The following is a 6,693-nucleotide window of genomic DNA, read 5'->3' as shown; positions in this document are numbered from 1 at the left end:
CGGCTGCTCGATGCGAAGGTGATCAGGCTCGGGCTGTCGCCGGTGCTGTGCGGCGATCGCGCGATGCATCCCGACTGGCCCGGGCTCCTGAAAACGATCACGGCGGCGTTGTCCGAATGGGGTCCGCGCGCGGCTGACGAGGGGCGCGTGCTCGGGATCGAGAACCATCAGGACTTCGGCTCGGGCGAGCTCGTCGCCTTCTGCGAAGCGCAGCCGGGGGTCGGGATCACCTTCGACATGGGCAACACCTTCCCGGTCGCCGAGGCGCCGCTCGACTTCGCCCGCGTCGTGGCTCCCCATGTCGTTCACCTGCACCTCAAGGACTACCGCGTGCAGTTGTCGCCGGAGGGGTTCCGGCTGGTCCGCTGCGCGGTCGGCGACGGCTGCGTCCCCCATGCCGAGATGATCGCGCTGATCGTGGCGGCGGGGGCGACCCCGGACGCGGTGCTGGAGCCGGCGGCGCTCGAGGCCCGGCATGTGCGGCTGCTCGCTCCGGGCTGGTGGCAGGGCTATCCGCCGCGCGACGCGCGCGGGCTCGCGGCCTGCCTCGCGGCGGCGCAGGCCAACCGGCTCCACGAGGATGCGGATTTCCGCACGCCGTGGGAACGCGGCGCCGACGCGGAGCTCGGGGACTACGAGATGGCGATGATCCGGCGGAGCGTCGCCAACATGCGCGCCGCCGGGATCATGTGAGGAGAGCGGGATGGACAGGGAACTCAGCGGCAGGACCGCCTTCGTGACCGGATCGGGCAGGGGGCTCGGCCGCTGCATGGCCGAGCGGCTGGCCGAGCTCGGCGCCGACGTGGCGATCCACGACCTCGACGCCGCCGGCCCGGCGAAATACGGCGAGTTCCGCGACCTCGGGGAGGTGGCCGAGCGCATCCGCGCGCACGGGGTGAAATGCGTGGCCGTGACCGGCAACATCGGCGACAGGGACGCCGTCGCCCGGATGAAGGCCGAGATCGAGGCGAGCCTCGGCGAGGTCCACATCCTCGTCAACTGCGCCGGCGGCGACATCGGCGCCTCGGGCGGCAAGCCGGACCCGAACGACGCGCTGAACGTCTCGTTCGAGGACATCAAGGTTCTGACCGAAAACAACCTGATCGGGACCATGCTGGTCTGCCAGGCCTTCGTGCCGCCGATGGTGGCGCGCGGCGCGGGCGCGGTCGTCAACATCGCCTCGGCCGCGGCGCATCTCGGCTGCTCGCCGGAGGTGGTCTATTCGACGCTGAAGGCGGCGGTGGTCCACTATACCCGCTGCCTCGCCAGGGAACTGATCGAGAAGGGCGTGCGCATCAACGCGGTCTCGCCCGGGCCGACCAAGTCGGCGCGCTTCCAGGCGACGCGGGTGGTGGACCCGGAGCGGATGAAGAGCGGCCAGATCTCCCTCAACCGTTACGCCGAGCCGGAGGAGATCGCCGACGCTGTCGCCTTCCTCGCCGGCCCGCGGGCGAAGTTCATCAACGGACAGGTGATCCGCGTCGACGGCGGCCTCACCCTCTTCCCGGGATAGGCCCACGCCGCTCTCGTCACGGCGGCTTTCGAACGAATCGAGGCCGGACTCGGTCTGGTCGGCGTCCGGGCCCCGCCACGACGACGCGGCGCCAAGTCGCCGCGCCAGGCGACGCGCCCCGCACGGCGTCCTGGGGCGTAGTGAAGATGCTGACGACGGGAATGGACCCGCCACAACATGCGGGGCCGCATCGTGTCTCGTCTCGGATGCGTCGAGCTTTGTCGACGACCCCATCCTTTATGTGGATGAAGGAACCTCCGCCGGTCTTTGATCAGAAAACGAGCAATTGTGCGCGTGTCACAGCACCGTCACGAGCAATTATCTTGCCAATCAGGCGCGCTCGCCTTTACATTGTGCCCAGTCAAAGAAAACACCGGGGGAGGTATCCGTGGACGGCGGCATGGCGGCGCCTGCGGGCGGAATGTCATTGGAACGCGCGGTCCTGACCGCGAGCGCACCCATCGCGGACGCGGCCGCGGCCTTCGCCGACCTCGCTGTGGCCGGCGCGGCGAGCGGCCTCTGTCTCGTCGCCCTGTTCGTGTCGCCGGAGGCGGATCTGTCGCTGGTCGCCGCGGCGGCGGCGGACGCCTTCCCCGGCGTGCCGGTGATCGGTTGCACCACCGCGGGCGAGATCTCGCCGCGCGGCTACGTGTCGGGCGAGGTCGTCGCCATCGGCTTCGCCGCCACGCACTTCGCCGCACGGATCGACACGATCGACGACCTGCGCGACTTCGATCCGGCGCGCCTCGGCGACGGGGCGATCGCGATGCGAGGTGCGCTCGCCGCCGAGAGGCCCGACTGGCCCTGGGAGTTCGCCTGGCTTTTCAACGACGGCCTCGCGCAGCGCGAGGACCTGCTGGTCGCGGCGTTGCGCTACAGCCTCGGCGCGGTGCCGCTCTTCGGCGGCTCGGCGGGGGACGGGCTCGACTTCCGCCGCACCGCGGTTCTCGCGAACGGCGCGGCGCGCGAGAACGCTGCCGTGCTGGCGGTGCTGCGCAGCCGCTGCCCGGCGCGGGTGTTCAAGTTCGACCATTTCCGCCCGACGCGCGCCAGCATGCGGGTGACCCGCGCCGACGCGGCGCGCCGGGTGGTCCACGAGATCGACGGCCGCCCCGCCGCGGCCGAGTATGCCCGCCGCATCGGCCGGAGCGTGGACGAGCTTTCGCCCTATGTCTTCGCCGCCCATCCGGTGCTGGTCACGGCGGCCGGCGGTCACGGCGTGCGTGCGATCCAGAAGGTCGAGCCGGATGGCGGCCTCAGCTTCTACGCCGCGATCGAGACCGGGCTCACCCTGACGCTGGCCCAGCCCACCGACATCTGCGCGCATCTCGCCCGCTCGCTCGACCGTCTGGCGCATCCGGTGCGGCCGGTCGCGGTCATCGGCTGCGACTGCATCCTGCGGCGGCTGGAGGTCGAGCAGAGCGGCCAGGAGGGCGCGATGTCGCGCGTGCTCGCCGACCGCGGGGTCGTCGGCTTCAACACTTATGGCGAGCAGTTCAACTCGGTGCACGTCAACCAGACGTTCACCGGCGTCGCGATCTACCCGCCCGACGACGGCCTCGACTGAGGCTGGCGGCGTCGGGCGGCCGGTCCCGTCACATGAACAGGCCGGCGTTGTTGATCAGGACGATGCGGATCGCATAGAGGACGAGGATCGCCACCAGCGGCGTCAGGTCGAGCCCGCCGAGGTTCGGCAGCACGCTGCGGATCGGCCGGTAGATCGGCTCCAGCAGCCGCTCCAGCCCGTTCCAGATCTGCCAGACCAGCGGCTGGCTGCGGTTCAGGACGTTGAACCCGATCAGCCAGCTCATGATCACGTGCGCGATCACGACCCACCAGATCACGTCGAGGACGAGAAGCAGGATCTGCAACAGTGACGTCATGGTATCTTCCGCGCGGCCAGGGCCCATTCAGGTAGCCTGCGCGCCTCCCGACCGCAAGGCTGGCGCGAAACGGCGCCCGCCCATGCGCGATCCGCGTCCCCGCGCCGGGTTGACGGTCGGCGCGGCATCGGGTAACGCACGCTCCTCCGAATTTCCGAGGGCGGCCGGAGCCGGCCCCCTTGGCGTGCAAGGACCGAGCCTATGTCCCGTCGTTGTGAACTGACCGGCAAGGGCGTGATGACGGGCAACAACGTCAGCCACGCCAACAACAAGTCCAGGCGGCGCTTTCTGCCGAACCTCAACGAGGTGACGCTCGCCTCCGAGGCGCTCGGCCAGAGCTACCGCCTGCGCATCTCCGCCGCCGCGTTGCGGTCCATCGACCACCGTGGCGGACTCGACGCCTTCCTCGCCAAGGCCGACGACGCCGAATTGTCGCCGAAGGCGCTGAAGATCAAGCGCGAGATCTCCAAGGTCTCGACGGCCGCGTGAGGCGGCCCGTGACCCGGACGTTCCGGATGCTGGCGTTCGCCGTCGGCGCGTCGCTCGCGCCGGTCGCCGCGCTGGCGCAGCATGACGCTGCTGTCGTCCACGCCGGCGACCTCGCGATCAGCGACGTGACGCTGGCGGCGACCACTCCGGCCGCGCCGGCGGCGGCGGTCTATCTCACCATAGCGAACGCGGGCGCGGCGCCCGACCGGCTCGTCTCGGTCGAAACGACCGCCGCGCGCCGGGTCGAGATCCACGACACCGTGATCACCGACGGCGTGGCGCGCATGACCGCGCTCCCCGACGGCGTCGAGGTTCCCGCTGGCGGCGAGGCGACGCTGGCGCCGCGGGGCCGGCATGTCATGCTGATGGGGTTGACGGCGCCGCTCGCGGACGGCGCGCGCGTGCCCCTCACCCTCGTCTTCGAGACCGCCGGCCGGGTGGAGATCGAGGCGCCGACGCATGTCGGAGCGCCTGCGCAGGGCACGGGGCACGGCGGCTGACGGCTGCGACCGGTTAACGTGACGTTCACGAATTATCACGTTGACGTAACGAAGCTTTAACGGATTCAGCACGGTTCGTGAAAAGTTGCTCCCGGGGGCGCATTTTCGCTTGCGCTTCCGGTCCCGGGGCCTCATATGCCGGCCCCTGACGCCAACGCACGCACCTCTGCTCGGGCGCGCCACAAACGCGAACTCAAGTAGCGACGGTAACGTCTCTTTTGGAAACGTCGAGGCCCCGCTGGGCCCCTCGGTCTGATGGAGATGACCATGATGCATGTCGCCGCCCGTCCGGGCATTCCCGCAACCTTCGACGTCCATCCCCACGCGAGCGCCGTGTCGCCGCGGCAGGACGCCTACATCCGCAGCCGCGACTTCGACCGGCCGACGATGGTGTTCGACCTCGCCATGCTGCGGGGCAAGTACCGCGCGCTCGCCGACGGGCTCGGCGAGACCGTGGCGATCCACTACGCCGTCAAGGCGAATCCGGCCCCCGAGGTGGTGGCGGCGCTGGCCGAGGAGGGCGCGCGCTTCGACGCCGCCTCGCGCGGCGAGATCGACCTCTGCCTCGCGCTCGGCGTGCCGGCGGCGCATGTCGCCTTCGGCAACACCATCAAGCGCGCCGCCGACATCGCCCACGCGCATGCCGTCGGGGTGGAGCAGTTCGCGGCCGATTCGGAGGCGGAGCTCTACAAGATCGCCGAGCACGCCCCCGGCGCGCGGGTGATCCTGCGGCTCCTCGTGGAAGCGTCGGCCGCCGACTGGCCGCTCAGCCGCAAGTTCGGCGCCTCGCGCCGCGAGACGTTGCGGCTGATCGGCCTCGGCCGCCTGCTCGGGCTCGACGTCGCCGGCCTGTCGTTCCACGTCGGCAGCCAGATGCGCGAGCCGCGGTTGTGGGCGCAGACGCTCGATGCGGCGCTGTCGGTCTGGACCGAGGCGGCGGAGCAGGGGCACGGCCTGCGCGTCCTCAACATCGGTGGCGGCTTCCCGGCCTTCTACGGGGATCCGCTGCCCGAGACCCGCGCCTACGGCGCCGAGGTGCTGCGCATGGTGCGCGCCCGCTTCGGCGACGGGGTGGAGCTGATGGCCGAGCCGGGACGCGGCCTCGTGGCCGAGGCGGGCGTGATCTGCGCCGAGGTGCTGCTGGTGGCCAGGAAGGACCAGGACGACCTGGCGCGCTGGGTCTATCTCGACATCGGCAAGTTCTCGGGCCTCGCCGAGACGATGGACGAGGCGATCCGCTACCAGATCGAGAGCCGCCACGGCGCCGAGGCCGAGACCGGCCCCTGCATCCTCGCCGGCCCGTCCTGCGATTCGGCCGACGTGCTCTACGAGAAGCGCCCGGTGCAGCTGCCGCTGGCGCTGCGCGAGGGGGACCGGGTGCGGATCCTGTGCACCGGCGCCTACACGACGAGCTACTCGTCCGTGGGCTTCAACGGCTTCCCCCCGCTCGACGCGGTCTTCCTCGACTGACCGCCGCGGCCGGGGCATAAGGGCAGGGCCGCCGCGCGACGGCGGCCCGAACGAGAGGGGTCCATGAAGGCTGCCGCGGACGGCGCGCTCTTCGCCTCCTACAACGTTCACAAATGCGTCGGCGTCGACCGCCGCTTCGACCCGGAGCGCATCGGCGCGGTGATCGCCGAGATCGGGGCGGACGTGCTCGCGGTGCAGGAGGCCGACCGGCGCTTCGGCGACCGGGCAGGGCTCCTCGACCTCGCCGCCATCGAGCGTGACGCCGGGCTCGTGCCGCTGCCCGTCGAAACCGATCATGCCGGCAACGGCTGGCACGGCAACATGATCTTCGTCCGCGAGGGGCTCCTGCGCGACCTGCGTCAGGTGACTCTGCCGGGACTGGAGCCGCGGGGCGCGCTGGTCGCCGATCTCGACCTCGCGGCCGGTCCGGTCCGGGTCGTCGGGGCGCATCTGGGGCTCCTGCGCCAGTCGCGGCGAATCCAGATCGATCGTCTGCTCCTGCACGCCGCCGAGGCCGCAGAACGGCCGACGGTGCTGATGGGCGATTTTAATGAGTGGCGCCACGGCCGCCGTTCCGCGCTGCACGGGTTCAGCCCCGGCTTCGGGCCGCTCGGACTCGGGGCGCCGAGCTTTCCGTCCTATTTCCCGGTGCTCGCGCTCGACCGCATCATCGCCCGACCGGGGCAGATCCTCGGCCACGTCGCCGCCCATGACAGCCCGCTGGCGCGCAAGGCCTCCGACCACCTGCCGATCAAGGCCCGCGTCCGGCTCGCAAAACCCAAAGGCTGACGCCGGCCCGCGTCCGCCCGGGGCTTCTTCCCGGCGACGCGCCGGGATA

Annotated in this window: 8 protein-coding genes; 7 read left to right on the top strand and 1 reads right to left on the bottom strand. The window is 71.0% G+C overall.

The genetic code is table 11. From position 1 onward, the window contains the following. From KBA23_RS06245 to KBA23_RS06235, 3 genes are all read left to right on the top strand, one after another. On the top strand, positions 1 to 693 hold a 693-nt coding region (locus KBA23_RS06245; protein WP_290738087.1), incomplete at its 5' end, for a TIM barrel protein. A 10-nt stretch (positions 694 to 703) separates the two neighbouring features. Continuing rightward, a complete protein-coding gene (locus KBA23_RS06240; protein ID WP_290738085.1) occupies positions 704 to 1,513 on the top strand; it encodes an SDR family oxidoreductase in 810 nt (269 codons plus the stop codon). 427 nt (positions 1,514 to 1,940) lie between these two features. Next, complete coding sequence (locus KBA23_RS06235) at positions 1,941 to 3,080, top strand: FIST N-terminal domain-containing protein (protein ID WP_290738082.1); 1,140 nt, start codon at positions 1,941 to 1,943, stop codon at positions 3,078 to 3,080. A 28-nt stretch (positions 3,081 to 3,108) separates the two neighbouring features. Here KBA23_RS06235 and KBA23_RS06230 read toward each other — a convergent pair whose 3' ends face one another. Further along, positions 3,109 to 3,396: a YggT family protein gene (locus KBA23_RS06230; protein ID WP_290738079.1), complete on the bottom strand. Its 288-nt coding sequence runs from the start codon at positions 3,394 to 3,396 to the stop codon at positions 3,109 to 3,111. 201 nt (positions 3,397 to 3,597) lie between these two features. Here KBA23_RS06230 and rpmB point away from each other — a divergent pair, with 201 nt between their 5' ends. The 4 genes from rpmB (at position 3,598) to KBA23_RS06210 (ending at position 6,644) form a co-directional block, all read left to right on the top strand. Beyond that, entirely contained in the window at positions 3,598 to 3,885 is a 288-nt protein-coding gene (gene rpmB, locus KBA23_RS06225) for a 50S ribosomal protein L28 (RefSeq protein ID WP_290738077.1), read from the top strand. An 8-nt stretch (positions 3,886 to 3,893) separates the two neighbouring features. Beyond that, positions 3,894 to 4,385 carry a copper chaperone PCu(A)C gene (locus tag KBA23_RS06220; RefSeq protein ID WP_290738075.1) on the top strand — a complete coding sequence of 164 codons (492 nt, stop codon included), beginning with the start codon at positions 3,894 to 3,896 and terminating at the stop codon, positions 4,383 to 4,385. Positions 4,386 to 4,652: 267 nt separating this feature from the next. Further along, entirely contained in the window at positions 4,653 to 5,855 is a 1,203-nt protein-coding gene (locus KBA23_RS06215) for a type III PLP-dependent enzyme (RefSeq protein ID WP_290738073.1), read from the top strand. 63 nt (positions 5,856 to 5,918) lie between these two features. Then, complete coding sequence (locus tag KBA23_RS06210) at positions 5,919 to 6,644, top strand: endonuclease/exonuclease/phosphatase family protein (protein ID WP_290738070.1); 726 nt, start codon at positions 5,919 to 5,921, stop codon at positions 6,642 to 6,644. Positions 6,645 to 6,693: the final 49 nt, after the last annotated feature.

It is taken from the genome of Amaricoccus sp. (genome assembly GCF_017995835.1).
Classification (GTDB): domain Bacteria; phylum Pseudomonadota; class Alphaproteobacteria; order Rhodobacterales; family Rhodobacteraceae; genus Amaricoccus.
This window is presented reverse-complemented; position numbering and strand designations above follow the sequence as displayed.